We start from the raw sequence: 26572 nt of genomic DNA, 5'->3' as shown, positions 1-26572 counted from the left end.
GCATTTTTTTTTAGTTCAAAGTAGGAGAAAAAAGAAATGATACCATCTCACTCCAAAGACCTGCTTAATAGTGTTTCAGAAAGTGTTAAAAGAGAATTTAAAGAGCAAAAATATATTCTTTCATACGATGAATTTTTAGAGGTTTTTATAAAAGAACCTAGAAAATTAATTAGAAATTCAGCTGAATACATGCTAGATATGTTTAAGTTCTTCGGTGTTAGTGATGTTAAATATGCGCATAATATAAATAAGAGACATTTTAAATTGTTTGAAAGAATTCGTGGAAAAAATAAACCTGCAATCACAGGACAAGAAGAAGCCCATGAAAGCATTTATAGAGTATTAGAACAATTTGTAAGACAAGGGAAAGTCGATAAACTTATTTTACTTCACGGGCCAAATGGCTCAAGCAAATCTTCTACTGCTGAAGCAATAGCAAACGCTTTAGAAGAGTATTCAAAAACAGAACACGGAGTTGTTTATAAATTTAATTGGATTTTTCCATCAGATAAAATTGGTTATGATGGATTAGGTGATAATTTTAATAAACATATTGGCTTTGGTGATGAGCCTCCTACCAAAAATGGAAATAAAACTTTTGCACATTTAGAAGATGACGAAATAATGTGCAAAATAGTTAGTGAAATGAAAGAAAATCCTATCTTTGTTTTACCAAAAAAAGAACGTATTGAATTGTTCAAAAAAATATCAATTAATAATATATATCCTGAAGATACCCCAATTTATTTAGAAGAGGGTGCATTAGGAGCAAAAAGTAAAAAAATATTTGATTCTCTTCTTGTTGCCTACAAAGGAGATTTAGACAAAGTACTCCGGCACGTGCAGGTTGAAAGATTTTTTTATAGTGGTCGTTATAGAGTAGGAATTGCTTCAGTCGAACCACAAATGGCAATAGATGCTCAAGATAGACAAATTACTATGGAAAGAAATATTCAAAACATCCCCCCTGCCCTTCAAAATATAAGAATATTTGAACCTCAAGGAGAATTAATTGATGCAAATAGAGGATTTATTGAATTCGCGGATCTTCTAAAACGGCCTTTAGAAGCCTTTAAATATCTGTTAACAACTATTGAAAAAATGAGTATTAATCTCCCTAGTGGAATAGCTGATTTAGATCTAATAATGATGGCAAGTACAAATGAAAAACATCTTGATGCCTTTAAAAACTCACCAGATTGGCCTTCATTTAAAGGTAGATTTGAATTGGTGAGAGTTCCTTATCTACTTTCTGCAAAATTAGAACAAAAAATATACGAAGAAGACATAAAAATCATTGAAAAAACAAAAAAAATTGGACCTCACTCCTTATCATTACTTGCAAAATGGGCTGTTTTAACTAGGTTACGCCAACCAGATCCTGATTATTATGAACCTGGAATTAGAAATATCATTGCCCGACTAGACCCTTATGATAAACAAGCATTATATGACGGAAATGAACCATCAAATACATTTACAGAAACAGAAAAAGGTCTATTAAAGAAAAATGTCGAAGAAATACTGAAAGAAAGCCAAAGTTCTGTTGCATATGAAGGTAGATTTGGTGCAAGTCCTAGAGAAATGAAAATGTTACTTTATTTTGCAGCACAAAATGAAAGACATGATTCACTTTCAGCAATTGCGCTTTTTGATGAAATTGAAAAATTAACTAGAGATAGAACAATTTATGATTATCTACAATTTGAGCCACGCGGCGGATATCATGATTATCGAGAATTTATTAAGCATATAAAAATTCAATATTGTCAACAATTTCACAAAGAATTTTTATCAGCATTAAATTTTTATGATGAACAACAGTATATAAATGCTCTACAAAAATATATGCGAAACGTCACTGCTTTCATCAAAAAAGAAAAAATACAGAATGATATAACAGGAAGAAATGAGGAAGCAAATGAAAATATAATGGAAGAAATGGAATCTCTTATGGGAGCTACAGGTAATAAAAGAGAGATAAGAGAAAGGTTAGTAGCAAAACTTGCATCATGGAGGGTTGAAAGACCAAATGATGAATTAAATTTTTCAAAAGTTTTTGAAGCTGAATTAACTACAATTTCAAAAAGAATTTATGAAAGTAAAGAAGATGATATTAAAAAAATAAAAAATTCGATGATGATGCATGGTAGCGAGGATTATAATAAATTATCAAGAGAAATTTATAGTCTTTGTGAAAACACTTTTAACAACTTAGAAAAACACTACTATTATACAAGAAAAAATGCCTGGGAAAGCTTGATATTTTTAAATAATATTAAAAAATAGCAAAGAGCAAAATATGTTTAGAAAAATAAATTATTTATTCATAATAGCATTAATAAATTTAATCCAATTTAATTCTTTTTCTTTTGATGAAATTAAAATTTATACTGAAGAAAAGGCGCCAAATAATTTTGAGGATAAAAATGGTAAAGTTACAGGTATATCTAGTGAAATAGTAGAGGAAATATTTAAAAATGCTCACATTAATTATTCTATTGAAATTCTTCCTTGGGCAAGAGCTCTAGATACTGTTACAAAAAACAAAGATATAGGTTTATATTCTTTAGCCAGAACACCTGATAGAGAAAATTCATTCTATTGGATTGGTCCTTTAATCAAAAATGATTGGACTTTTTTTACTAGAAAAAATTCTAAGATAAAAATACAAAAATTGGATGATGCAAAAAAACATTTAGTAGGAGTCTACAAACAAAGTGCTCTTTCTAACTATTTACTAGAAAATGGTTTTAAGCCAGATAAAAATTTAGATTTTGTCAATGAAGAAAAATATAATCCTACAAAATTAGAAAGAAATAGAATTGATATTTGGGCTACTGGGCTATTAGTAGGATTGTTTCATGCTAAAGAACATAAAACAACATTTGTACCAGCTTATACAATAAAAGAAGTTGGATTATATTTAGCTTTTAACAAAAATAGTGATAAAAATTTAGTGTCTTCTTTAGAAAAATCTTTTGAAAAAATAAAAAATACCGAAAAAATAAAATCTATTCAAAAAAAATATGGGTATAAAAAGTAAATAATAATTTCAACATAAAATTATTTTTTAAGATTGACATGTTTTAGAAATGAAATGTAGTATCTTTTTAAAATAATAGGAGAAATTATGAAAATCAAAAAAAGTTTATTTTTTTTAAGTTCATTAGTTATTTTTTCTTGTTCAAAGAAAGAAAGTAAAGAAAGTTTTGAACAAGCAAAAATTCAATCTAAATCGTCTAATAACTCTAACAGCTGGAGCCTACCAAATTTATCCGATGAGGAAAAAGATAATTTAATTTTTGCAGTCAAAACAGTATTTAATGATTTTTACGTAAATAGATTACAAAAAATAACTGACTATAAATACGACGCATTAAAAGAGGCAAATAAACTGAATAACCAGATGAGTTCAGAAATTTTACTTTCTGAATCTATGAAAATTTTTAGAAATGTAAGAGATTTACATACTGGATTTATTTATCCTATACCTGCACGCTGTAATAGTTCTTCTTTTCCTTTAAGCACAAAACTTATATATGATGAAAATGGAGAAAATGAAAAATTAATAATTACACAAAAGTTGGATAACCCTAATTTTAATAATGATTTACTAAACAAAAACTATAATAAGTTAAACCTAGGAGACGAAATATTATCTATTAAAAATATTGGTTTAGAAGGAAGTTCTTCTTTTAAAAAATATACAACTAAATCTGCACTACTAGAAATTGGTGCTTTTTATCGTGGAGCAAATGAAGATGCATTTATCACAAGAGCTGTTCAGAATTTTTTTAATAGAAATGGCTCTTATATGCAACCTGCAGTTGGAAATTTTACTATAGAAGTTAAAAATAAAAAAGATAATCAAATTTATGAATTTACTTTTCCTTGGGTACAAACAAAATCAAACTCTGCAATTTGTAACAATAGAAATATGAATATATTAAGTACTACTAATGCGACAAATTTAATCAAATATTCCAAATCAGTTGAAAGTAATGAATTTGTAAATAACAGAAGCAATGGAAAAGATAATGTATCTATTACACAAATTCAAAGGGGTGGAAAAAGTTTTGCGCTTATACATTTAAATTATTTTATACCAAGCGCTGATTATGATTTTTATAACTATCTTGAAGCACGAGAAAAAATAAATGAAGAAGTAAATATTATTAGAAATTATATCAGAAATAATAAAGATAATATCGAAGGAGTTATTTTTGATATCAGAGGAAATGGAGGAGGATATGGTAGTTATCCGCAATTATTAGCTAATATGTTTACTAATCAATTTGTTTCAAATATGCTAGTAAAACCTTTAGTATCCGAAGTTAACAAAGAAACATTTTATAATTTAGAAATGTCTAGATATATTTCAAGAAAAAACACCTCAGACCCTCTTATAAATCCTATACTTGATACAGTATATTCTATGGAAAAATTGATTAAAGGAAAATTTACAAAAGAATCCGTGAAAAAAAGAGAATTACTATTAAAAGAAGATGATAGATATGATGGAGATGAAAATGATTCTCTACCTTCTTATTACAACAAAGAAACTACTGAAATTTTGAAACCAATATTAACAACAAAACCTATTGCTGTATTAACAAATAGTAATTGTTATTCTGCTTGTGATGTTTTTACTGCTATCTTTAAAGATTTTAAAATAGCTAAAATTTATGGTGAAACAGCTCATACTGGTGGTGGTGGCGCAAATGTAATTGAGTGGAACGACTTTTTAACACCCGTAGTAATTGACGAGCGAGGCAGCTTAACTACTATGATTCCTAATGCAAAACCGCTACCAAAAGGAGCTGAAATTCGTTTCGCTTGGAATAAAATAAAACGTTATAATAACAGCAAATACGAACAATATATCGAAGGTATAGGAGTTCTAGCTGATTATGTTTATAAACCAACAGAAGAAGATGCTTTAAACAATAGTTCAAGAATATTAAATAATATTATGGACGACATGCTCGATCCAAGTAATAGTAAAAAATTCTATTTAAATCGATAAAAAAAGTTTTTATTCTATCGATTTAATTTCTAAATACTTCTTCCTTTATAACCAGAAAAGTCTGTAATTTGTCTTTTGTAAGAGTTAGAAAAAAAGGGAGAGCTTATTAGAAAATCAGCTGAAGCTTTATTGCAAGCTAAAGGTATATTCCACACAACAGCTACTCTTAGTAAAGCACGCACATCAGGATCATGAGGTTGAGCTGCTAAAGGATCCCAGAAAAAAAGTACCATGTCTAATTTTCCTTCAGATATGTGGGCACCAGCCTGCATATCTCCACCTAATGGACCACTTTCAAAGCATGTTACTTTAAATCCCGTTTCTCGTTCTAATAATTTCCCAGTTGTACCAGTTGCAAATAATTCATGATCAGCTAGTTTATTACTATGTTCTACTGCCCAATCTAATAATTCTTTTTTCTTATTATCATGAGCTATCAAGACAATTCTTTTTTTTTCAGGTACAATAATTTCTTTATATTTTGTTTTATTCATATATAACTTTCAATTATAAATAGAATTATTCTACAGTAACACTTTTCGCTAAATTTCTAGGTTGATCTACATCGTTACCTCTTCTTACAGCTATCCAGTAAGCAAATAAATGCATTGGAACTGTGGTTAAAAAAGGTAACGCAATACTAGAGCACTCTGTCACAGGTATAAAATCATCCGAAATAGCTTGTAAAGAAGTATCGCCTTCTGTACCTATAGCGAGAATTTTACCTCCTCTTGCTCTAATTTCTTCAATATTACTAATCGTTTTTTCATAATACTGATCTTTGGGGGCTAAACAAACTACACTCATATTTTCATCTATTAATGCAATTGGTCCGTGTTTTAGTTCACCAGCCGCATAACCTTCTGCATGAATATAAGATAATTCTTTTAATTTTAAAGCCCCTTCCAACGCAACTGGCCATTGTTGTCCTCTACCAATAAATAATAAATTATCCATATGTTGGTATTTTAAAGTAATTTCTTTAATAGATTTAGAAAGAGTAAGAGTTTTTTCTATTAAACTTGGAACTTTTGATAATTCCTCTAAGCAATTAGCAATAAAGGTTTTATTTTTTTTGTTTTTCTCTTGAGAGATACCTAAAGCTAATAAAATTAATGAAGATAATTGGGCTGATAAAGCTTTTGTACTTGCCACTCCAATTTCAGGACCTGCATATATTAAACTTTCATCATCGCAGACATGCGCAATACTACTTCCTGGTGCATTTACTATTGCTAATGTTTTTGCTTTATTTTCTTTTGCAAATTTAATTGCTTGAAGAGTATCAATGGTTTCTCCGCTTTGAGAAACAGCGATACAAAGCGTGTGCTCATTCACAGTTGATGTACGGTAGCGATACTCACTTGCAAGATCAACTTCAACTGGAATTTGAGTAAATTCTTCTATATAATATTTAGCTAAACAACTTACATAATAACTTGTTCCACAAGCAATTATTTGAATTCTATCAATTTGTTTTAAATTAATTTTATCAATTCCATAAGCTTTTAAATCTACAATTCCTGAATTTCTATCTATTCGACCATTAATAGTTTGCGCTACTGCCTGTGGTTGTTCATGTATTTCTTTCAACATAAAATGATCATAACCATTTTTGTCAAGCATATTAGAAGACCAATTTACTATTATTGGATCTCGTTTAATTTCATCTCCTGAAAAACTAACAATTTTTATAGAGTCTTTTTTTAAATAAGCTATTTCATTATCTTCTAAAATTATTATTTCACGAGTATGGTCTACTAAGGCTGTTATACCTGAAGCCATATAATTTTCATTTTCGCCTATACCCAATACAATTGGTGAACCATATTTTACTACATAAAGTGTTTCTGGATCATCTGTACATATTATACCAAAAGCAAATGCACCACGAATTTGTTTAACCAATGAAGAAATAGCTTTTTTCATATTTTCTTCAACTGAAGAAGAATTATTCAACTTTTTTAACTCATAATTTAAAAGATGCGCTGCCACTTCAGTATCAGTTTCGCTTTTAAATACATAATTTTTTGTTAATAGAAATTCTTTCAATTCTTTATAATTTTCAATTATTCCATTGTGTAACAGAACAATATTATCAGACCTATGCGGATGAGCATTTTGTTCTGTAGGTTTCCCATGGGTTGCCCAACGCGTATGACCTATTCCTAAAGATGCTGATTTCGGTAAATTACTCAATTTTTTTTGAAGGTTTGTTAGTTTTCCTTCAGCTCTTTCTATATAAATTTTGTTTGATTCAAGCATTGCAATTCCAGCCGAATCATAACCTCGATATTCTAATCTTTTTAGACCATTATAAAAAAATTCGGGTGTCACTCCTGTTCCGATATAACCAATAACTCCACACATAGAAACCTCTTCATTATATTCAAAATTAATTTTCTTTAAATTTCTCTTCCATCTCAGCTAATTGCTGTTGAGAATTAATACCTAAAAACTCTGTTTCATCTTTTCCAATTAAATAGCCAACTTTTTTTCCAGCTTGTTTTGCAATTAAAGGTAAATCAGTCAAATAATATTCTTTTGCTGCATTATTATTTTTTAATAATGGAAAGTATTCTTTCATAGCTGCAAAGTTCGCACATTGAAATCCCGAATTACATAATTTTATTTTCTTTTGTTCTTCATTACAATCTTTTTCCTCACAAATTCCTAAAAAATTATTTTTCTTATCTGTGAGAATACGACCATACCCTGTTGGATTATCTGTTTCAAATGCCAATACAGTAAAAATATTATTTTCATTTTTATGAGTATTAATAAATTCTTTAAATGTTTCAGGCTTTACTGCAGGAGTATCACCATATGCTATTAAAATATTTATTTCGTTACATTTACTATTTTTTAAATAATAATTTTCTACTTCTTTAACTCCACACTCAGCTGCGTGTCCAGTACCTAACGGGGTATTCTGATATGCAAAATTTATTTGAATATTACTAGGAAATTCATTTTCTAAAATAATTTCTTCGACTATTTTTTGAGTTGGTGAAATAACTACAATAATTTTATTAATTCCTGCATTGACTAATGACTCAATTGCCCAAATGACTAAAGATTTTCCTAGTAGTTTATGCGCAACTTTAGGTAAAGAAGAATTCATTCTTTTTCCCATACCAGCAGCTAAAACTACGCCTATTGTTTCTGCTTTAAATAATTCATTAGCAACCACAATATATTTCTCCAAATAATAAAAAGATCCTAGAAGATATAAAAAAATACCTTCCTCATGATTAAAATTCAATATACTAAAATTTTATTATTTATTCCTACGAAGCTTAAAAAATGATTTCAAAAGCAAAGAACTCTCTTCTGCAAAAATTCCAGTAGTCACTTCACAAGTATGGTTCAATCGAGAATCACTCAAGAGATTAGTTAAACTTCCTACGGCTCCAGCTTTAGGATCGAATGTTGCAAAAACAACTCTTGGAAGTCGAGCTAAAATAATCGCTCCAGCACACATAAAACATGGCTCTAAAGTTACATATAATGTACAACCAGTTAATCGCCAACGTGCTAAATTTTGACAAGCATTAGAAATTGCTATTAATTCCGCATGAGCCGTCGCATTATTGTGAGTTTCTCTCAAATTATAAGCTTCTGCTATAATGCTATTGTTACTATGATCAACAACGATAGCGCCTACAGGAACTTCTTGCTGCTGAAAAGCTTTCTGAGCTAGCTCTAAGCACCTAAGCATGTAAAAAGAATCGATATTTTTTTGATCTGAATTGGATTGTTGAATAGACAAATACACACCTACTTAGAAAGGTGGCGGAGCGAGAGGGATTCGAACCCTCGGAAGAGTCTCCCCTTCGCGCCCTTAGCAAGGGCGTGGTTTAAGCCAACTCACCCATCGCTCCCAAGGGATAACATATTGTAATAATGGCGCGCGGTAAGCGATTCGAACGCCTGACCGCCAGATTCGTAGTCTGGTGCTCTATCCAGCTGAGCTAACCGCGCTAATATCTTAGTAAAATGAATCACTCAATTGCAATTCATAATTCTCAGAGTGTTTGATGGTGTACAAAATCAAGTACCATTAGTCAACACACATTCTAACTTTTTTCTCTAATAAGAAAAATTTCCATACTACCTATTCTCTGTTTGCTACTTCTTATGCAAAAAAATCGTAGAAACATTTGATCCATTTGTGCTATGCCTTTTCAGATTCTTGCCTAAATGGCTAAGTAATTCATTTCATCAAGAAACTTAAAAATCCGAAAGGAATCCCCGTGTTCTCTCACCGCGTGATCAAAAAAGCTGGAAAAGTGATTCCTGCTGTCCTAAGTTTGAATGTCATCTCTTCTCTATATGCTTCCGAAGAAGCTGCAAAACCGCCTAAAATATGTATGGTTCTTGATAAAGGTGGGAAAGACGATCATTCCTTTAATGAATCTGCTGTGAATGGTTTCAACAGAGCACTTAAGGAATTAAAAATAAGCAAAGATAGTAAATTTGTTGAACCAAGAAATGATACTCAAATTGTTCAATTTTTTAGAAATTTTACAACCCAAGGCAACTGCGATCTTGTTATAGGCATAGGATTTAACCCTTCTGAATTTATACCAGACTTGGCATTGAAAAATCCAACCAAAAAATTTCTTGCGATAGATGTTAATATAGAAGATAAAAATAAAGCTAAAAATATTCGTTCAGTCACTTTTCAAGAACATGATGGTTCCTTTTTAGTAGGAGCTATTGCAGCTATGAAATCTACCACAGGAAAAGTAGGCTTTATTGGCGGTATGGATATTCCGCTTATTCATCGCTTTGAAACAGGCTATACTGCTGGAGCAAAATATATAAATCCTAATATTAAAATTACTATTTCTTATGTAGGTATCACTCCAGATGCTTGGAATAATCCTTCAAAAGCTAAAGAACTCGCACTAGCTCAATACAACGAAGGTATTGATGTTATTTATCAAGTCGCAGCAAATTCTGGTTTAGGCGTTTTTGATTCAGCAGAACTAATGAATAAAAAATCAAATAACAAAAGACAACACTATGCTATTGGCGTAGATTCTAATCAAAATTGGCTCAAACCAAATGTAGTGATAACTAGTATGGTAAAACGAGTAGACAACGCGGTTTATTCTACTATAAAAGATGTTCTAGATAATAAATTTACTGCGACACATACAGCGTTTAGTTTAAAAGACGGTGGGGTAGATTGGGCATATGATGAACATAACAAAAAATTCTATACCAGCTCGCAAATCAAAGAAATTAATAGTATTAAAGAAAAAATAATTAGTGGCAAAATAAAGGTACCAGACTATTATGAATTGGAAAAAATAAAAAATTCTAAATAATTAAGGACTGCAAAATGAAAAAATTTTTTGCTTCATGTGCTCTTACTTCCATAACACCAATTGCATTGGCAGAAACAAATCCAAAAATATGTATGATTCTTGATAAAGCAGGAAAAGATGATCAGTCTTTTAATCAAGAAGCTTACAATGGATTTCAAAAAGCTCTTAAAACTCTTCCAATCTCAAAAGACAGTAAGGTTATTGAAGCGAAAGAAGAATCACATTTGAAACAAATTATAAGAACATTTGTTAATAATAAATGCTCAATTATTTTTTCAGTAGGAATTAATAATGCCGATGCTATTAAAAACCTTGCCCCTAATTTTCCAAAACAAAAGTTTGCTGTTATTGACACTAAAGTAGCTCATGAAAATGTCCGCTCCATTGTTTTTCAAGATGAACAAGGAGCTTTTTTAATGGGTTCAATTGCTGCTATCAAAACAAAAACAGGAAAAATAGGAATGATTGGTGGGATGAATATTCCGCTTATTCAAAAATTTGAAAAAGCTTATATTGCTGGCGCAAAAAAAATTAATCCTAAAATCGAAATAATGACTGGATATGTTGGCGTATCAGTTGAAGCTTGGAATAATCCAACGAAAGCTCAAGAATTGGCTCTTAATCAATATGCTCAAGGTGTCGATATTATATTTCATGCCGCTGGAGGTTCTGGTTTAGGAGTTTTTAACGCCGCTGAACAAGCGAGCTTTAAAAAGACTAAAAAATATGCAATTGGCTGCGATTCTAATCAAAATTGGATTAAACCAGGATTAATTTTAACGAGTTTAATTAAAGAAATTGATAAATCTGTCATAGACACAATTCAGAGCATTTTAGACAATAGTTTCACAACTGGTGTATATACATATAATATAGAAAATAAAGGAATAAACTGGGCATATGATAAACATAACGAAAGTTTATTTAGTAAAGAAGAAATTCAAAAAATTAATCAAATAAAAAAAGAAATAACTGAAATAAAACAAGAAACTATAAATTAAAGGTTTGAAGCTAATATGATTTCAAGAAATATTAAATCTATTTTCTCTATTTTTTCAAAATCAGTCTTCTTATTAAGTTGCGTTAGTTCAAATATTTTTGCTTTGGAATCCAAAGAATTACCAAAAATTTGTCTTATATTAGATAAAGGCGGTAAAGATGACAAATCATTTAATCAATTAGCTTATGAAGGTTTTGCCAGAGCTCAAAAAGAATTAAACGTATCCAAAGAAAGTAAATATGTCACTGTTCGTGATGATGCAAATTCTATAAATTTCATACGCTCATTTTCTAGTGGTGAATGTGGACTTATCATAGCTGTTGGCTTTAATAATGCTGAAAATGTTGGAAAAATTGCAAAGAAATATCCTAAACAAAAATATGTTTTGGTAGATTCCTCTATAGATGAACCAAATATTAGATCAATTTCTTTCCAAGAACATGAAGGTAGCTTTTTAGTAGGAGCTATTGCCGCCATGAAATCAAAATCCAATCAAATTGGATTTATTGGTGGTATGGAAATTCCTCTCATAAAAAGATTTTATTATGGTTTTGAAGCAGGTGCAAAATTTATTAATCCAAAAATTAAAGTTACAGAAACTTTTGTTGGTATAACATCTTCAGCTTGGAATAATCCTACTAAGGCTAAAGAAATAGCATTAGCTATGTATAATAAAGGTATAGATGTTATTTTCGTTGCAGCAGGAGCATCTTCATTAGGAGCCTTTGATGCAGTTGAAGAGGCAAATAAAAAATCTTCTCATAAATTTATTATTGGTATTGATTCTAACCAAAATCATTTATCCCCAGGTCTTGTATTAACTAGCATGGAAAAGAAAGTAGATGCTAAAGTATTCGAATCAATTAAAGACTATACAGAAAACAAATTATCTACTGGGGTGATAAGATACGGTTTTTCTGAAGGCGGTGTTGATTGGTCTTTTGATAATAATAACAAAAAACTTTTTAAAGATAACGAAATTAAAGAAATAAATAAAATTAAAAAAGAAATTATTGAAAAGAAAATAATTGTACCAGATTATTATAAAATAAATAAATAATTTTATTAATTATATTTAAATTTCACCTTAAATTTAGAATGCTAAAAATGGAACACTTTAAAGATAAAAAAATTGCTATAGAATTCAAAAATGTAACAAAATCTTTTGGTAAAGTAATTGCAAATAATAATATAAATTTTGCAGTAGAAAAAGGCACTATTCAAGCTTTAATTGGTGAAAATGGCGCTGGTAAATCAACTGCAATGAAGATATTATTTGGCCTATATAAAGAAGATAGTGGTGAAATATTAGTTAATGGCAAACCTCAGCACTGGCAATCACCAAAAGATGCAATTAAAAACGGAATTGGAATGGTTCATCAACATTTTATGCTTGCTGAAACAGCTACAGGTCTTGATAATATCATTTTAGGAGATGAAGAACACACCCTTAAATTTCCTTTTTTACCAACTCCATTCAATATAATAGATAGAAAAAAAGCTCGACTTGAAATTGAAGAGATTGCTAAAAAATATGGGCTAACTGTTCCTTTAAATACTAAAATTTCTAAATTAGCTGTTGGTATGCAACAAAGAATAGAAATCTTAAAATTACTTTATAGAAATGCTGAAATTTTAATTCTTGATGAACCTACTGCAGTATTAACACCTTTAGAAGTAGATGAATTATTTGAAAATTTAAAAAAACTTAAGAATGAAGGTAAAACAATCATTATTGTTACTCATAAATTAAGAGAAGTTTTAAATTTTACAGACAATATAGTGGTATTTCGTGCAGGAAACGTTGTAGGATCATTAAAAACATCTGAAGCTACTGAAGAAAAAATTGCATCTTTAATGGTAGGCAGAAACGTAAATTTAAGACCAAATATTCCAACAGGAAAAAAAACTAGCAATAATATATTAGATTTAAAAAATGTTACTTTAAGAAATTTTTCTAACAAAGACTCTAAGAAAAATCTATTAAATAATATTAATTTATCTATTAATGGAGGAGAAATTGTTGGTATAGCTGGTGTGGAAGGCAATGGTCAATCAGAATTAATTGATATTATTTTTCATCCACAAAAGTTTTTTGGAAAAAAAATATCATCACATCACCCTGCTTCAGGTAAAATAACCCTTTTAAACACAGATATTACACATAAAAAAAGCTCGGAAATGCAGGATTTAATTGTAGGATTTATACCTGAAGATCGCCATAAAAACGGGCTACTTTTAAATATGACAGCGGAAGAAAATTATATATTAGGAAGACATTGGGAAAAGAAGTTTTGTTTTGGAATTTTCCAAAAAATATCTGAAATTCAAAAAACAGTTAAAAGTGAAATGGAAAAATATGATGTACGTCCAAGAAATCCTAAACTAAATGTGTCAGGTTTTTCAGGTGGCAACCAACAAAAAATAATTATAGCAAGAGAATTTGGAAAAGAACCTCAATTTATAGTTGCTGCAAATCCTACCAGAGGAGTTGACATTGGTGCAATAGAGTATATTCATAACCAATTAGTTGCTGAAAGAGATAAAGGTGTAGGCGTCCTTCTTATTTCATCGGAATTAGATGAAATAATGACTTTAGCTGATAGAATTCTTGTAATGTATGGCGGAAGTATAGCCGCTGAATTCAGAAGAAATGAAGCTGATGAACATATGATCGGACTTGCAATGTGTGGTGGATTATTGAATGGAGATAAAAAGTGATGAATATTTTACGCCCCATTATTGCAACAGTTATAGCGCTTATTATTGGTCTTCTTGTTACTAGTATTGCTGGTGAAAATCCAATTAATGTTTTTTATATATTTGCTAAATCAGGATTCGGAACTGCATATGACTTCGGTATGACCTTAACATATAGCATGCCACTAATACTTACTGGCCTTTCTGTAGCAATGGCTTTTAAAGCAAAAATGTTTAATATTGGAGCGGAAGGTCAATTAACAATGGGAGCATTAGCTGCAGCAACTGTTGGTGCAGTGTTTCCAAATATTTCACCTTTTTTTGCAGTAATTTTTGCAGGTTTTGCCGCTGCTTTGTTAGGTGGTTTCTGGGGTGGAATTGCAGGATACTTAAAAGCAAAACGTGGCGCTCATGAAGTTATTACAACTATTATGTTGAATTTTATTGCAGCTGGTATTGCTAGTTATATTACAGTTTATGTTTTAAAAGACGTGAATTCACAAAATCCCCAAACAATACCAATCTCAAAAAATTATGTATTAGAATCTTATTCTTTTTTTGATGGCGCCCCTGTTTCTTCAGCAATATTTTTATCAATTTTAGTCGCAATTTTTCTTTGGATATTTTTGTATAGAACCCCCTTTGGTTATGAAATAAGAAGCGTTGGTGAAAATGAAGCTGCTTCTTCTACTGCCGGTATAAGTATCTCTAAAACTCAAATGAAAACTATGTTTATTGCGGGAGCCTTGGCTGGTCTTGTAGGTGTTGGAGAAATATTAGGTCGTTCAGAATGTTTTAAACTTGATTTTTCTCCTGGTTATGGTTTTACAGGTATTGCAGTTGCTTTTCTAGCTAAAGGAAACCCACTAGCAATTATATTTTCTGGATTATTATTTGGTGCCCTTCAAAAAGGAGCTAGTGATTTAGAAATTTTCACCCACAATGTTACTTCTGACCTTGCTTTAGTGCTTCAAGCATTAATCATTTTAGCTGTTTCAGCTGATGGGCTTTGGGAAAAAATTAAATTTTCAAAAAAGGCAAATTGATATGGAATGGATTAACCTCTTATCTTCAATTAGTGGCGCGACCATTCGGATGTCAGCTCCTTTAATATTTGCAGCACTTGGTGGATTGTTTAGCGAACGAAGCGGTATTATTAATATTGCTTTAGAAGGAAAAATGTTAGCAGGAGCCTTTACCGCTGCTGCTGTTACGGCATTAACTCACTCCCCTTTTTTAGGATTTTTATGTGGCGGATTAGCCGGACTTGTCATGTCTGCAATTTATGGTCTTTTTGTTATTAATTTTAAATCAAATCAAATTGTTACAGGAACTGCTATAACAATATTAGCTGCCGGAACAGTTCCTTTCGCATCACAAATACTTTTTCAAAATACTGGATCAACACCAGAAATCTCTATGCACAATAGATTTATATACGAACCCATTATTGCCGTTTGGGTAATAGTTGCTTTGGTTTGGCTTTGGTTTAAATTTTCTCCTTATGGTTTGTGGCATAAATTTGCCGGAGAACATCCAGATGCTCTTCAAACATCAGGAATTGATGTTATTCGCACCAGATGGAGCGGAGTTTTGTTATCTGGATTTTTAGCAGGTCTTGGAGGCGCTACTTTATCTATCTGTCTTTCTAGCAGTTATACAAGAAATATGACCGCTGGTAGAGGTTATATGGCATTAGCTGCCTTAATTGTAGGCGGATGGAGACCTATAGCTGCTACATTAGCTTGTTTAGCTTTTGGTTTTTTTGATGCTTTAGGTATTATGCTCCAAGGAGTAAAAATACCAAAACCAGACTTTGAAATTGAATTTTTAAATCCAATTTGGAATTTTATTATCTCACCTCAATTTGTTCAAATAGTTCCTTATTTATTAACTGTAATAATTGTTGCTGGTTTTGTAGGAAAAAGTAAACCACCAAAATCTTTAGGACAACCGTATTTAAGAAATCGTTAAATAGAAATTTAGTTTATCCCTGGAAAATTAAAAGTTATAATAATTTTTTAACTTATATTCTTAGGATTTATTATGCGGATAGTTAAAGTTTACACAAAAACTGGTGATAAAGGCACAACAGGATTAGCTGACGGGAACCGAGTTCCAAAAGATGATCTCAGAATTGAATGTTATGGAACTATTGATGAATTAAATAGCATACTTGGAATTTGCCGACAAAATTTAGAAGAAATGCCTAAAAAAGAAAAAACTATTTTGGATTCTTGGATCTACTCTATTCAAAATGATTTATTTAATTTAGGAGCTGATTTAGCAACGCCTTTGTCTTCTCGATGGAAAAATATGATTGTACTAAATGAAACTGATACAATTCAATTAGAAAAAATGATTGATTTTTGTCAAAATATATTGGAACCGCTGCAGGAATTTGTTTTACCCGGTGGGACTAAATTAAATTCTTATTTCCATCTAGCAAGAACAGTTTGTAGAAGAGCAGAACGTCTTACAGTTGCCTTATCTATGGAAAAAGAAATTAATCCAAATATTCTTCCTTATATTAACAGGCTTTCAGATTTATTTTTTGTTTTATCACGGTGGGTTCAAAAATTGGCGAAAAGTAATGAAGTCACTTGGAATAAAAATTCAGGAGTTAGAACTATTGAATTTTAATTATTTTCTATAATAATTCTAAAATTAACATTTCATGTTCATATTCTTCATCAATTTTTTTATTCGCAATTGAATGTTTTATAAAATCTATTTCATAACAAACATTTGTACTTAAGCAGTTTTGGTACTCAAATAAAAAAGAATGTATTTTATTAACATTAATAGAATTTTCCAACAAAAGAAATCCTGAATTATTCAGATTATAACTTATTGGTAAGTTACTGAGACTAAAAAAAATGATATAAATAAAGTTTTTTATCATCTTTCATCCTTAATAAGAAAATTCAAATTAATTATTAGAAAAATAAAAAAACGTAATTGTATTTTAATAAAATATGTATTTTTAGTCAAATTAAATATAAATTTTTAATTACTTTAATTGGTTATCTTATAGAATGTTCTTAGGTCCAAAGAACTGAATATCTTATGGCTCCAAAACTTAAAACGCCTCTTTGGCCAGAGACAACAGGGCCAACACCAGCAGGAGTTCCAGTAAAAATTAAATCACCAGCAACAAGAGGAAAAAATTTGCTGATATAAGAAACACACTCAATAGGTGAAAGAAGCATGTTCTTACCATATCCTTCTTGTTTAACTTTATCTTCTAATGAAAAGGTAAACTTTTCTTCTAAATAATTTGGAAACTCTGATATTCTTAACCAAGGCCCTACGATAGCGCTATCAGGAAAAACTTTACTTGTTGTCCAAGGATGTCCATCTTTTTTTTGTTTTGCTTGCAAATCTCGAAGAGTCATATCCAAACCAATAGAAACAGCTCCTATAGCTTTTTCAGCTTCTTTGAGATCTAACTGATAACCGCCTTTATCAAGACGCAAAACAAGCTCCGCCTCAAAATGAAGAGAGCTAGAAGATTGTGGAATTATCAAAGACAATTCTTCATGATCAATTGCAGCTCTTAAGATACTTTTTGGTTTTATAAAAATGACGGGTTTATCAGGGACAGCATCACCCAATTCTTTCGCATGTTCCAAGTAATTCTTGCCAACACAAACAATTTTATCCATAACTAAATCTCCAAGGGACAAGAAGCCCTTTTACAAAAAGCACATCAAATTTTTATGACCGTGTGCTATTTTGTAATGTAAAGAAAGCTTTTCACAATGTCCATATGCGCAAAAAAAGAGTTTTACCCTTTTTAAAAAAAGCATATAAATAGCTTGGTTTTGTGATGCCTGTTATAAAATTTGTTTTGGAGAATAAAAGTATGACATATAAAAGCAATAACAAGAATACCTATCGTCCAAAACCCCCTAAAGGACCAATTCGTCTAGCTTTCGGTATCATGAATGAAAAAAAAGATGATACTAAACCAGTTTTAATCGAACAACCAAAATTTGAAAAACAGGAAATAGTTGGAACTTTAACATTGAAAAAAGTTAAAATTAATTTAGCAGCTCCTCTTCAGGAAAAATTATTAGATAGAATTCATAAAAATTTAGCAAAATTAAATGAAGAAGGAAAATATATTAATTCAAATACCATTGTTGATTTAGATGAGCAAGGCCATCTTCAAATAACATTTAATTATAACCAAAATACTATTGATAGAATTAAAGGACTTGATAGAAATGAAAGGCAATGGGATCCTGACAATAGAGTATGGAGACTTTTTATCGGTACTTTTGATGATTTATTTGATATTCTTGGAAAAGGATTTAAATTAACTGATAATGCTTTTAATGCTATTCTAGAATTCACTAAAACTAAATACTATGCCAACATTGCACCAAGCAAATTAGGTAAACTTATTTTAAGAGAAAGCTGGTTTGAAGAATTTGATTTAACAAGCGAAGTAAATACAAGCCTTGGCAGTGAAGCAATGATTGGTTCAACTGGATCTAAAAATATTTCACCTGAACAAATTGAAGTTCTGCAAAAAATAAAACAGCAAATTTCATCATTTCCATTTAAAAGAAAACCTTATTCACATCAAATTACAGGTATTGAATTTCTTTTACAAAATCCAGCATGCGCATTACTTGATGAGATGGGATGTGGAAAAAGTTTTCAAATTGCTTCTTCAGTAGCTATGATGTTACAAAATAAATCTATTGATAGATGCCTAATAGTTGCCCCTAAGTCACTTGTTAAAACCTGGCAAGATGAAATAAAATTAGCGACAAGTATACCATATACTGTAATAGAAGGTTCACCAGCACAACGAACTAAATTAATTCAAAGTAATAATCCTATATTTATTATTCACTATGAAGGAATTAGACTTGAAAAAGATGCTTTAACTGATTGGATTCAAGCAGGCGAAGGAATGATAATTTTTGATGAAAGTCAAAGAATAAAAAATCTTTCTGCTCAAACAACTATTAGTGCAAAATTTATTAGAAACGCTGCAAAACGCTGTGTAATTGCTACAGGTACTCCTATTGCAAATAGACCAATAGATTTATTTGCCCAATATTACGTTATGGATAACGGCCTAACATTCGGTTCAAGTTTTCCTGCTTTTAAAAATACTTTTTGTTACATTGATATCTTAGAAGTAAATCAAGGTAGAAGAAAAATTAAAATTGAAAAATTTGTTGGTGTAAGAAATGGAGAGGAACTAAGAAAAAGAATTCAAGCTACAAGTTTAAGAAGATTAAAAAATGAAGTTCTAGATTTACCTCCAATTATATATAAAGATTATAACATTGAATTAAAAGCAGAACAAAAAACAATATATGCAAAAATGCGTGATTCTGTGAGAAACGAAATTGAAAATATGAGTCCTGAAGAATATGCTATGCAGGCAAATAATATTGTCGTAAGGTTACTAAGACTTTCACAAATAGCATCTAATCCCATGTTAATAGATCCTAAATACACGGGTTCTAATGCAAAAATTGATGAATTAAATGAGATGTTGTCGGATATATTTTCTGACGATACTAAAAAAATTATTTTATGGAGCCATTTTGTTGGAAACGTTGATTTCCTAACAGAAACTTATAAAGAAACTTGGGGTGCAGTCGCTCATACTGGTGAAATGTCTGTCCATGAGCGCGGCCAAAGTGTCGAAGAATTCCAAAATAATCCAGATTGCAGATTGTTTATTGCAACTCCTCAATCTGCTAAAGAAGGTCTCACCTTGTTACCAAAAGATGGGAAAATGAAGGCTGATACAATGATATATATGGATTTAAATTTTGATGGTGGAAGTTATGTGCAGTCTCAGGCTCGTTTCCACAGAATTGGTCAAAACTCTGAAAAATGTTTAGTAATTCACTTAATAGGACAAGAGACAGTTGATGAGTATATTAAAAAATCTTTAATTGATAAAATTCAAACAGCTACTCAGATATTAGATAACACCACTAATTCTCAACTAAACCAAATTAAAAACGAAAATTTTGCTTTAAATAAAGAAGAAATTTTAAAAATTTTATAAGTAAGTTAACAGTATTTTTCTTAATTTTTCACCAGATATATCTATTTTTTCTCTGTATTGAGAACCTCTAGATTTGTCATAAGAATGATAACAGTTTATCCATTTTGTTCCGCAAGAACTTACATAATTTTTTAATATATTGTTTGATAAAAAATTAACTGAAAAATCACCATTTAAAAAATTAATAGGTTCAAACTTAAATTTCGAGCCATTTGCCCGCCAATTGATCTGAAGAGGGCCAATGTCAATATTGGATTCTTTTGATATACCTTTTAATAAGTATTTTTTTGCTTCATCCCCAATTAATGTTTTTTTTCCAGCTACATTTACGATTCGTATTTTAAATGCTGATTCTACATGGGCTATTTGCCATAAAATATCTGGATTTTGCGTATTACATGCAGCTTTAGCAAAATTAAGCATCAAGAGTCTTTCATCCGCAGGTAGTTTATTTGACGTTACTTTACCCGCCGCAGCTAAAAATAGAACGTGGCAAGGTATTTCTCTTTTTTTTGCTACATAATGAAAAGCTTGTCCTTCTGGAACAGAAGAAAAATATTCAGGAACAAAAACCACGTTAAGCCTCAAAAACTAAGTTAACTAAATAGAGTTAAAAAAACACCGAACACATATAGCAAAAATTTTTATAAAAGTGGAGAAAATATTGCTTAAGATTAGCTCTAAAATAAAATTTTTTATCTTTTCTTTTGTACTAGTTAATTCAAGTATTGGTTTTCCAAGCAATAGTACCTATCCTGTAATCATTCCGCCTATATCTAACTATCTTTCAAGCCGCTCTTTAGGAATGGGCGGAGCAAATGTAGCAGTGGCTGACGATGAAAATTCAATTTTTGACAATCCAGCTGGGATAGGTACTGTTAATTCTATGCTGAAAAGTGTTGTTAAAATAACCTCTTTACCAAATATTTCATATTCAACTAACTCATATACTTATGGTTTAATTAATCAAAACTACAATTACTACCAGTATCCTTACAGTTTAATTGATAATTCAGTTAAAGATGGAAGCAAAAACAACGTAATTTTTAGTAGAGTTAGTGTTTTTCCAACAATTATTATTGGTTATTTTCAATTTGGAATTTTAGCTGAATCTTATGAAAGTGGGTATACAACTTTTTTAGCATCACCTCAAAATAGTGTGTTTTCAAGTGGAGTAACCTATGACAGAACATTTTCTGAATTCAGAAGAGATCAAGAAGGATTTGTTTCTGGCTTTAGCATCCCTTTGTCTAAATCATTTCTTTTTGGAGCTTCATCTAGAATTGTTCAAAGAGAAACAAGAACTAACACTATTGAAGCAAATCAAAATGGTTTGATTTCCCAAGCTAAATTACAGGCAGATAGAAATATAAACAGTACAAATGGTTATGCTATTGACCTAGGGATTATTATGCCTTTCAAATCCCAGTTGTCTCCTAAAATTGGTTTATCGGTGTTAGACGTGGGAGATACTACATATCAAGCAAGTAACTCATCTTCCCATGATGAAATTGAAAAAATGAACGTTAAAGCAGGTTTCAGTATAAATCCCAATATTAATAAATTTGTGGGCGCCATATTTTCTGTTGAAGAAGAAAGAATTAATGATCAAAGAGTAAATGACCGAGATAAAATACATGGCGGTTGTGAATTGAGTTTTGGAGATCAATCTGCTGTAAATGCTCCCTTCTCGATTCGATTGGGTTATGGAAATCAAAATTTTTCTGCCGGTTTATCGATTTTCATCCTATTCGTCAGACTGGAGTTTGCTACTTATGCTGAAAATGTACCTGTTAATGGTGATACAGTTAATGACAGAAGATACATTGCCAGGCTAACAGTAGACTTAATTAAGTAAGGTTTGTGAAGGTTTCGGGAGGTTACACGTGGATGTTCAATTAAAAGACGGCATATACTATGTGTCTGGCGACATCACCGAAACATGTAATCTCGGAGATTTTGGGCTTCCTACAGGATCAGTCAAGTTTGATTTAGGGAATATCCGCACCATAAACAGTTGTGGCGTTCGCGAATGGATTGTATGGATCAATAAGCTAAAAATTTCTCCCATTTACTATAATTGTCCCCAAGCCGTAGTTATGCAATTTAATATGGTCAAAGAGTTTCTTTCCAATAATGCTAAAATTGAAAGTTTTCAAATACCTGCTTACTGTGAAAATTGTGGTGAACAAAAAGTATTTTTAATGCAAAATGGCAAGGATTTTACTCTTGGAAAAAAATTAGAATATGAATTGCCAAAATGTGACAAGGAAGGTTGCAGTATTGAATCTGATGTAGATTTTGAATCATATTTCTATTTTATTGAAAATTCAAAATAAACAAGGGCTTATATGATAGACAGTGATAACATAAATCTAGATGCAATAGTTGATGTTGAAAGCGAGCTCTATCGTAGTGAGTTGGTTGCTCTTTTTAGAAGTTGTGCCATAACTCCTATAATTGCTGCCCAAAATAATACTGTCCAAGAAATAAAAAAACTAGCAGAAAGTGGTTGCAAACAAACTATGTATATCACTGATCATATAGATGAAAAAAAACTGAAAGAACAAGAACTTATACCCTCTATTCGCATCGAAAATTTACTTCTAGTTGATGAAGAAACGAAGGATAAAGTAATAGATAGCGATGGATTGATGTTATTCGGCCACGTTTTATCATGTAATCAAGAACATGTCCCTCATCTACAACTAATGAGTACTATTAGAAAAATAAGAGAAAAAAAGTATTTTGGCGTTGATAAATGTGTTTCATACGGAGCTTATGTTCATAGATATGTTCTTTCTCATTCAGATCAAAGACAATGGTTTAGAGATGCTCTTTTTGAATTTATAAAAGGTCTTTCACAAGTTCTTGGAAGACCAACTGATGCCTATGCTCAATTTGGGGTTGAAGTCCAAGAAGAGCTTTTAATGAACGCAATTTGGGATGCTAATCCAAAACTACAAGATGTAGATAGAAGAGTACCCATTGCTCTTCTTCCACAGGAAACAGTTCAAATTGAATGGAGCTTTGATGGGACTTATCTTGCCATCGGAGTAAGAGACTCTTTTGGAACTTTTAGTAAACAAACAGTTTATAAGTACCTAAAATTCTTATTTGCTAGCGATAGAAAAGCTATGATTCGACTACAACAAGAAGCCGCAGGTGCAGGACTTGGCTTGTTTATGGTTTTAGAACGATTAAGTTCATTAATTATTACTGTTTCACCTAATAAAACTACTGAAGTTATTGCAGTTCTTAATTTAACGACCAGTCCTAAAGCTTTCACCAAAAAACAAAGATCATTCCAGTTTTTCAGCATTTAAAATTTTTTTTAAAATTTCTTATCAAACCAGTTGAACTCTTGAAAAAACTCAGCTAGAGAAGAGTTTCAAGCGGATGTGGTGAAATTGGTAGACACGCTGGTCTTAGAAGCCAGTGCCCTAGGCGTGAGAGTTCGAGTCTCTCCGTCCGCACCATTTTAAAGTACCATTAGGTATAATCTATATATGCCAGTTAAGAGTTGAGAATATGTATTTAGAAAAAGAACATGTACTTAAAAAGGCATGCAGAAAATCTTCCGAAAACATGTACAAGCAAGCCCTTTGTTGAACGGACTTTAGATGCCGTTTGAATACCACTAGATTCAATTAGCCAGTTGAATAGGATTTCAATTGATTGTCTAATTGAACTAACAGATTTTGAATATACTTTTTCATCGTATGAGAGAGTTTTTTTACTTCTTGAAAGTTTAATTGGAGTATGCAAGTTAGAATTTTTTTTAGCCAATTTTTGTTTAGTAAATTGATCGCAGTACGCTCGATCAGCAAATAGTTCTGAGTGATTTAAATTTAAAAGATCATTCTTAACCGCTGTTAAATCATGTGTTGCAGCACGTGTTATTTTCATTGATACCGGGGAAGCAAGGCGTTTATTTTTAAATAAAGCAGTAAGATGAAGTTTCAATCCATAAAAAAGATTTTTGGAAGAGCAGAAACCAATTGAAGAAATTTCTTTTGCTGTATTACATTTGTGAGCTCTAAAACCCTTTGCCAAGATAATTGGTAAAGAGTCAATTAGAACGAAAGGTTTAGTAGTATTTGAATTTAATTTGAACTTTTTATTCTGTAAAAGGAATTTAGAAAGTTCAGGAAAAAGATGATTCAGATTGTTAAGTCTAAATAAAAATCCTTCATAAGAAGGTAAATTTGGAAACCATTCACTAAGGAAATTTTTTGTAAATTTAAAAATTGATTTTATATTTTTAAGTTCATTCAAAATTCCAAAGATGTAAATTGTGATGGTTTCTTCATCAGTAAACGAAGGATTTGAATTAGGACTTATTTTTAAAAAAATGTAGGGAGAAAGTTGAGAAAAAAATTTGCAGGAAGTAAGGTAAACGGTAATGAGTTGGTTCTGCCAATCCATTGGTAGCTCCTTTGTTACTTTGTTTTAAGCAACAATTAACTAACAAATTGGAGCTATTTCTTCAATCTTCACAATATTTTTCTCAACTCTTAACTGGCATTATATGAATATTCAAGAAAAAATTGAAATAAAATTAAAGCAAAACCTCCCTAGTATATTAATAAAAGTTATAAATGAAAGCTACAAGCATAGTGTCCCAAAAGGATCAGAAACTCATTTTAAAATTGAAGTCGTATCTAACGAATTTGAAAATAAATCATTGTTAAATCGGCATAGATTAATTAATGATATATTAAAAGAAGAGTTTACCTTAATCAAAGCTTGTTCTTTACATACTTTTACAGAAGAAGAATGGAAAAAAAAGAATAACAGCACAATAAATTCCCCAAACTGTGTTGGGCATTAAACTTCTTTTTAAATTAAATTATGTAAGATTTTATTCAAAACGTATTGGGGCAATTTCAAAATGCTCTAAGTGATAATCTACGAAAGATTTCACTACTATTTTCTTACTATATTTTATTTTTAATTCATCCAGAAAAATTTTGTCTTCTTCTAATAATCTATCTGCTACTTGTGCGTGTGCTTTAACAACAAAACCTTCATTATTTGAACGTGAAAATTCTCTTAATAATTCTCTAATAACTTCACAAGAAATTGTTGCGGGACTTTTAACATGTCCATTTCCATCACAATATGGGCAATCAACAGTCATTTTTTGCAATAAGCTTTCCTCAGTGCGTTTTCTCGTCATTTGTACTAATCCCATTTCCGAGATTCTAAGTACAGTAGTTTTAGCTTTATCTTTTTTTAATTCTTCAATTAAAGCCAAAAAAACTTTATCTCTATCATCACTTCTGTCCATATCAATAAAATCAAGTATTATAATTCCACCAATATTTCTTAATCTCAATTGTTGAACAATTTCTTTTACTGCTTCAAGATTAGTTTTTACAATAGTATCACCAAGAGATTTATTCCCTACATATCTTCCTGTATTCACATCAATTGCAGTTAGAGCTTCAGTTTGTTCAATGATTAAATATCCACCAGATTTTAACCAAACTTTTGAACCTAATGCTCTTGAAACTTCTTGTTCTATACCGAAAGCATCAAATATTTGAGTATCACCTTGGTATAATTGAACTTGAGCGCCTAATTTCACACTAAATCTATTTAAAAATCTGACAAGATCCTCATATCTTTTTTTATCATCAATAACAATTCTATCTAAATCACGAGATATTAAATCTCTTGTTGCACGAAATACCAAATCAAGATCTTCATGAACTAAACAAGGGGATTTAGATTTTAAACTTTTAGTCTTTAAGGAATCCCAAAGTTTTACCAAAAAATCTATATCTGCAATAATTTTCTCATCAGGGACATTTTCACTCGCAGTTCGTACTATGATTCCAGCACCTTCAGGTTTTATTTTTTGTACAATAGCTCGTAATCTTGTTCGTTCGTCTTCACTTTGAATTCTTCTGCTTACACCAATATGATTAATACTAGGCATTAATACTACATATCTACCAGGTAAACTGAGGTAGGTAGTAACCCGTGCCCCTTTAGTACTAATGGCATCTTTAGCAACTTGTACAAGTATTTCTTGACCTTCTTTAACTAAATCAGAAATTTTATAATTTTTCACAATACTTTTTTGAATACTAGATTCAGAATTTTCTTCGTCTTCACTTTGTGAATGAAGACCTTTTCCTTCTTCATCAAAGCCCTCAGGAAGCTCATAAGAGCCTTCTGGTTTTATATCGCCACCATATAAAAAAGCAGCTCTTTCAAGGCCAATATCAACAAAACAACTTTGCATTCCAGGTAAAACTCTAATTATTTTGCCTTTATAAATTCCTCCTACGATACCTCTATCTCGACTTCTTTCTATGTAATATTCCGATACTTGACCTCCTTCTATCAGCGCAACGCGCGTTTCGTAGGAGGTGCTATTTATAACTAGTTGCTTAGCGACCATAACTCATATTCTTTTTTCAAAAAGGTTCAAAATCCAAACA

Annotated in this window: 24 protein-coding genes and 3 tRNA genes; 16 read left to right on the top strand and 11 right to left on the bottom strand. The window is 30.8% G+C overall.

Translation table 11 applies throughout. From position 1 onward, the window contains the following. Window positions 1-36 precede the first annotated feature (36 nt). The 3 genes from QEJ31_RS07465 (at window position 37) to QEJ31_RS07455 (ending at window position 5029) form a co-directional block, all read left to right on the top strand. Window positions 37-2289 (top strand): hypothetical protein, encoded by a 2253-nt coding sequence (locus QEJ31_RS07465; protein ID WP_280593155.1) that lies wholly within the window; start codon window positions 37-39, stop codon window positions 2287-2289. A gap of 13 nt (window positions 2290-2302) precedes the next feature. Beyond that, window positions 2303-3046, top strand: a complete 744-nt coding sequence (locus QEJ31_RS07460) for an ABC transporter substrate-binding protein (RefSeq protein WP_280593154.1) — start codon at window positions 2303-2305, stop codon at window positions 3044-3046. An 87-nt stretch (window positions 3047-3133) separates the two neighbouring features. Then, on the top strand, window positions 3134-5029 hold the full coding sequence (locus QEJ31_RS07455) for a S41 family peptidase (RefSeq protein ID WP_280593153.1): 1896 nt from the start codon (window positions 3134-3136) through the stop codon (window positions 5027-5029). Window positions 5030-5058: 29 nt separating this feature from the next. On the opposite strand, the gene QEJ31_RS07450 is transcribed toward QEJ31_RS07455, so the two are convergent. The 6 genes from QEJ31_RS07450 to QEJ31_RS07425 all read right to left on the bottom strand — a co-directional run bounded on the left by QEJ31_RS07450 (window position 5059) and on the right by QEJ31_RS07425 (window position 9013). Continuing rightward, entirely contained in the window at window positions 5059-5523 is a 465-nt protein-coding gene (locus QEJ31_RS07450) for a methylglyoxal synthase (RefSeq protein WP_280593152.1), read from the bottom strand. A gap of 25 nt (window positions 5524-5548) precedes the next feature. Continuing rightward, window positions 5549-7399: a glutamine--fructose-6-phosphate transaminase (isomerizing) gene (glmS, locus tag QEJ31_RS07445; RefSeq protein ID WP_280593151.1), complete on the bottom strand. Its 1851-nt coding sequence runs from the start codon at window positions 7397-7399 to the stop codon at window positions 5549-5551. 25 nt (window positions 7400-7424) lie between these two features. Beyond that, on the bottom strand, window positions 7425-8222 hold the full coding sequence (locus QEJ31_RS07440) for a sugar phosphate nucleotidyltransferase (protein WP_280593150.1): 798 nt from the start codon (window positions 8220-8222) through the stop codon (window positions 7425-7427). 87 nt (window positions 8223-8309) lie between these two features. After that, window positions 8310-8801: a tRNA adenosine(34) deaminase TadA gene (tadA, locus tag QEJ31_RS07435; protein WP_280593149.1), complete on the bottom strand. Its 492-nt coding sequence runs from the start codon at window positions 8799-8801 to the stop codon at window positions 8310-8312. Window positions 8802-8822: 21 nt separating this feature from the next. Further along, window positions 8823-8913, bottom strand: a tRNA-Ser gene (locus QEJ31_RS07430). 23 nt (window positions 8914-8936) lie between these two features. Then, window positions 8937-9013, bottom strand: a tRNA-Arg gene (locus tag QEJ31_RS07425). Window positions 9014-9285: 272 nt separating this feature from the next. Here QEJ31_RS07425 and QEJ31_RS07420 point away from each other — a divergent pair. The 7 genes from QEJ31_RS07420 to QEJ31_RS07390 all read left to right on the top strand — a co-directional run bounded on the left by QEJ31_RS07420 (window position 9286) and on the right by QEJ31_RS07390 (window position 16711). After that, a complete protein-coding gene (locus QEJ31_RS07420) occupies window positions 9286-10368 on the top strand; it encodes a BMP family ABC transporter substrate-binding protein (RefSeq protein WP_280593148.1) in 1083 nt (360 codons plus the stop codon). 14 nt (window positions 10369-10382) lie between these two features. Then, window positions 10383-11369: a BMP family ABC transporter substrate-binding protein gene (locus QEJ31_RS07415; protein ID WP_280593147.1), complete on the top strand. Its 987-nt coding sequence runs from the start codon at window positions 10383-10385 to the stop codon at window positions 11367-11369. 15 nt (window positions 11370-11384) lie between these two features. Further along, complete coding sequence (locus QEJ31_RS07410; RefSeq protein WP_280593146.1) at window positions 11385-12428, top strand: BMP family ABC transporter substrate-binding protein; 1044 nt, start codon at window positions 11385-11387, stop codon at window positions 12426-12428. Window positions 12429-12475: 47 nt separating this feature from the next. Beyond that, window positions 12476-14089, top strand: coding sequence for an ABC transporter ATP-binding protein (locus QEJ31_RS07405; protein ID WP_280593145.1), 1614 nt, complete (start codon window positions 12476-12478; stop codon window positions 14087-14089). Further along, on the top strand, window positions 14089-15114 hold the full coding sequence (locus tag QEJ31_RS07400) for an ABC transporter permease (RefSeq protein WP_280593273.1): 1026 nt from the start codon (window positions 14089-14091) through the stop codon (window positions 15112-15114). The genes QEJ31_RS07405 and QEJ31_RS07400 overlap by 1 nt, the downstream gene beginning before the upstream one ends. A 1-nt stretch (window position 15115) precedes the next feature. Beyond that, window positions 15116-16042, top strand: coding sequence for an ABC transporter permease (locus tag QEJ31_RS07395; RefSeq protein WP_280593144.1), 927 nt, complete (start codon window positions 15116-15118; stop codon window positions 16040-16042). Between the two features lie 72 nt (window positions 16043-16114). After that, window positions 16115-16711, top strand: coding sequence for a cob(I)yrinic acid a,c-diamide adenosyltransferase (locus QEJ31_RS07390; protein ID WP_280593143.1), 597 nt, complete (start codon window positions 16115-16117; stop codon window positions 16709-16711). Between the two features lie 7 nt (window positions 16712-16718). On the opposite strand, the gene QEJ31_RS07385 is transcribed toward QEJ31_RS07390, so the two are convergent. Beyond that, window positions 16719-16973: a hypothetical protein gene (locus QEJ31_RS07385; protein WP_280593142.1), complete on the bottom strand. Its 255-nt coding sequence runs from the start codon at window positions 16971-16973 to the stop codon at window positions 16719-16721. A gap of 139 nt (window positions 16974-17112) precedes the next feature. After that, window positions 17113-17736 (bottom strand): fumarylacetoacetate hydrolase family protein, encoded by a 624-nt coding sequence (locus QEJ31_RS07380; protein ID WP_280593141.1) that lies wholly within the window; start codon window positions 17734-17736, stop codon window positions 17113-17115. A gap of 200 nt (window positions 17737-17936) precedes the next feature. On the opposite strand from QEJ31_RS07380, the gene QEJ31_RS07375 reads away from it, so the two are divergent. Beyond that, a complete protein-coding gene (locus tag QEJ31_RS07375; protein ID WP_280593140.1) occupies window positions 17937-20117 on the top strand; it encodes a DEAD/DEAH box helicase in 2181 nt (726 codons plus the stop codon). Here QEJ31_RS07375 and QEJ31_RS07370 read toward each other — a convergent pair. Then, complete coding sequence (locus QEJ31_RS07370; protein WP_280593139.1) at window positions 20112-20693, bottom strand: transglycosylase SLT domain-containing protein; 582 nt, start codon at window positions 20691-20693, stop codon at window positions 20112-20114. The two genes, QEJ31_RS07375 and QEJ31_RS07370, sit on opposite strands and share 6 nt — an antisense overlap. Window positions 20694-20781: 88 nt before the next feature. Here QEJ31_RS07370 and QEJ31_RS07365 point away from each other — a divergent pair, with 88 nt between their 5' ends. The 4 genes from QEJ31_RS07365 (at window position 20782) to QEJ31_RS07350 (ending at window position 23596) form a co-directional block, all read left to right on the top strand. After that, on the top strand, window positions 20782-21975 hold the full coding sequence (locus QEJ31_RS07365) for a hypothetical protein (protein WP_280593138.1): 1194 nt from the start codon (window positions 20782-20784) through the stop codon (window positions 21973-21975). Between the two features lie 28 nt (window positions 21976-22003). Next, window positions 22004-22456 carry a hypothetical protein gene (locus tag QEJ31_RS07360; protein ID WP_280593137.1) on the top strand — a complete coding sequence of 151 codons (453 nt, stop codon included), beginning with the start codon at window positions 22004-22006 and terminating at the stop codon, window positions 22454-22456. 12 nt (window positions 22457-22468) lie between these two features. Beyond that, window positions 22469-23443 (top strand): hypothetical protein, encoded by a 975-nt coding sequence (locus QEJ31_RS07355; RefSeq protein ID WP_280593136.1) that lies wholly within the window; start codon window positions 22469-22471, stop codon window positions 23441-23443. 69 nt (window positions 23444-23512) lie between these two features. Then, window positions 23513-23596 (top strand) — tRNA-Leu (locus QEJ31_RS07350). 58 nt (window positions 23597-23654) lie between these two features. Here QEJ31_RS07350 and QEJ31_RS07345 read toward each other — a convergent pair. Further along, window positions 23655-24545 (bottom strand): IS982 family transposase, encoded by an 891-nt coding sequence (locus tag QEJ31_RS07345; protein ID WP_280593135.1) that lies wholly within the window; start codon window positions 24543-24545, stop codon window positions 23655-23657. Window positions 24546-24648: 103 nt separating this feature from the next. Here QEJ31_RS07345 and QEJ31_RS07340 point away from each other — a divergent pair, with 103 nt between their 5' ends. Continuing rightward, window positions 24649-24951, top strand: coding sequence for a BolA/IbaG family iron-sulfur metabolism protein (locus QEJ31_RS07340; RefSeq protein WP_280593134.1), 303 nt, complete (start codon window positions 24649-24651; stop codon window positions 24949-24951). 30 nt (window positions 24952-24981) lie between these two features. On the opposite strand, the gene QEJ31_RS07335 is transcribed toward QEJ31_RS07340, so the two are convergent. Next, window positions 24982-26532, bottom strand: a complete 1551-nt coding sequence (locus QEJ31_RS07335) for an Rne/Rng family ribonuclease (protein ID WP_280593133.1) — start codon at window positions 26530-26532, stop codon at window positions 24982-24984. Between the last annotated feature and the right edge of the window lie 40 nt (window positions 26533-26572).

This window comes from Pigmentibacter sp. JX0631 (assembly GCF_029873255.1).
Classification (GTDB): Bacteria; Bdellovibrionota_B; Oligoflexia; order Silvanigrellales; family Silvanigrellaceae; genus Silvanigrella.
The sequence above is the reverse complement of the archived record's forward strand: the minus strand, read 5'-3'. Positions and strand labels throughout refer to the sequence as shown.

Excerpts from the sequence above, each read along its gene's own strand:
- QEJ31_RS07455 (WP_280593153.1), top strand. The coding sequence starts at position 3,134 with ATGAAAATCAAAAAAAGTTTATTTTTTTTAAGTTCATTAGTTATTTTT.
- QEJ31_RS07465 (WP_280593155.1), top strand. The coding sequence starts at position 37 with ATGATACCATCTCACTCCAAAGACCTGCTTAATAGTGTTTCAGAAAGT.
- QEJ31_RS07340 (WP_280593134.1), top strand. The coding sequence starts at position 24,649 with ATGAATATTCAAGAAAAAATTGAAATAAAATTAAAGCAAAACCTCCCT.
- QEJ31_RS07450 (WP_280593152.1), bottom strand. The coding sequence starts at position 5,523 with ATGAATAAAACAAAATATAAAGAAATTATTGTACCTGAAAAAAAAAGA.
- QEJ31_RS07335 (WP_280593133.1), bottom strand. The coding sequence starts at position 26,532 with ATGGTCGCTAAGCAACTAGTTATAAATAGCACCTCCTACGAAACGCGC.
- QEJ31_RS07400 (WP_280593273.1), top strand. The coding sequence starts at position 14,089 with ATGAATATTTTACGCCCCATTATTGCAACAGTTATAGCGCTTATTATT.
- QEJ31_RS07355 (WP_280593136.1), top strand. The coding sequence starts at position 22,469 with ATGATAGACAGTGATAACATAAATCTAGATGCAATAGTTGATGTTGAA.
- QEJ31_RS07390 (WP_280593143.1), top strand. The coding sequence starts at position 16,115 with ATGCGGATAGTTAAAGTTTACACAAAAACTGGTGATAAAGGCACAACA.
- QEJ31_RS07380 (WP_280593141.1), bottom strand. The coding sequence starts at position 17,736 with ATGGATAAAATTGTTTGTGTTGGCAAGAATTACTTGGAACATGCGAAA.
- QEJ31_RS07375 (WP_280593140.1), top strand. The coding sequence starts at position 17,937 with ATGACATATAAAAGCAATAACAAGAATACCTATCGTCCAAAACCCCCT.
- QEJ31_RS07415 (WP_280593147.1), top strand. The coding sequence starts at position 10,383 with ATGAAAAAATTTTTTGCTTCATGTGCTCTTACTTCCATAACACCAATT.
- glmS (WP_280593151.1), bottom strand. The coding sequence starts at position 7,399 with ATGTGTGGAGTTATTGGTTATATCGGAACAGGAGTGACACCCGAATTT.
- QEJ31_RS07395 (WP_280593144.1), top strand. The coding sequence starts at position 15,116 with ATGGAATGGATTAACCTCTTATCTTCAATTAGTGGCGCGACCATTCGG.
- QEJ31_RS07385 (WP_280593142.1), bottom strand. The coding sequence starts at position 16,973 with ATGATAAAAAACTTTATTTATATCATTTTTTTTAGTCTCAGTAACTTA.
- QEJ31_RS07460 (WP_280593154.1), top strand. The coding sequence starts at position 2,303 with ATGTTTAGAAAAATAAATTATTTATTCATAATAGCATTAATAAATTTA.
- QEJ31_RS07345 (WP_280593135.1), bottom strand. The coding sequence starts at position 24,545 with ATGGATTGGCAGAACCAACTCATTACCGTTTACCTTACTTCCTGCAAA.
- QEJ31_RS07410 (WP_280593146.1), top strand. The coding sequence starts at position 11,385 with ATGATTTCAAGAAATATTAAATCTATTTTCTCTATTTTTTCAAAATCA.
- QEJ31_RS07405 (WP_280593145.1), top strand. The coding sequence starts at position 12,476 with ATGGAACACTTTAAAGATAAAAAAATTGCTATAGAATTCAAAAATGTA.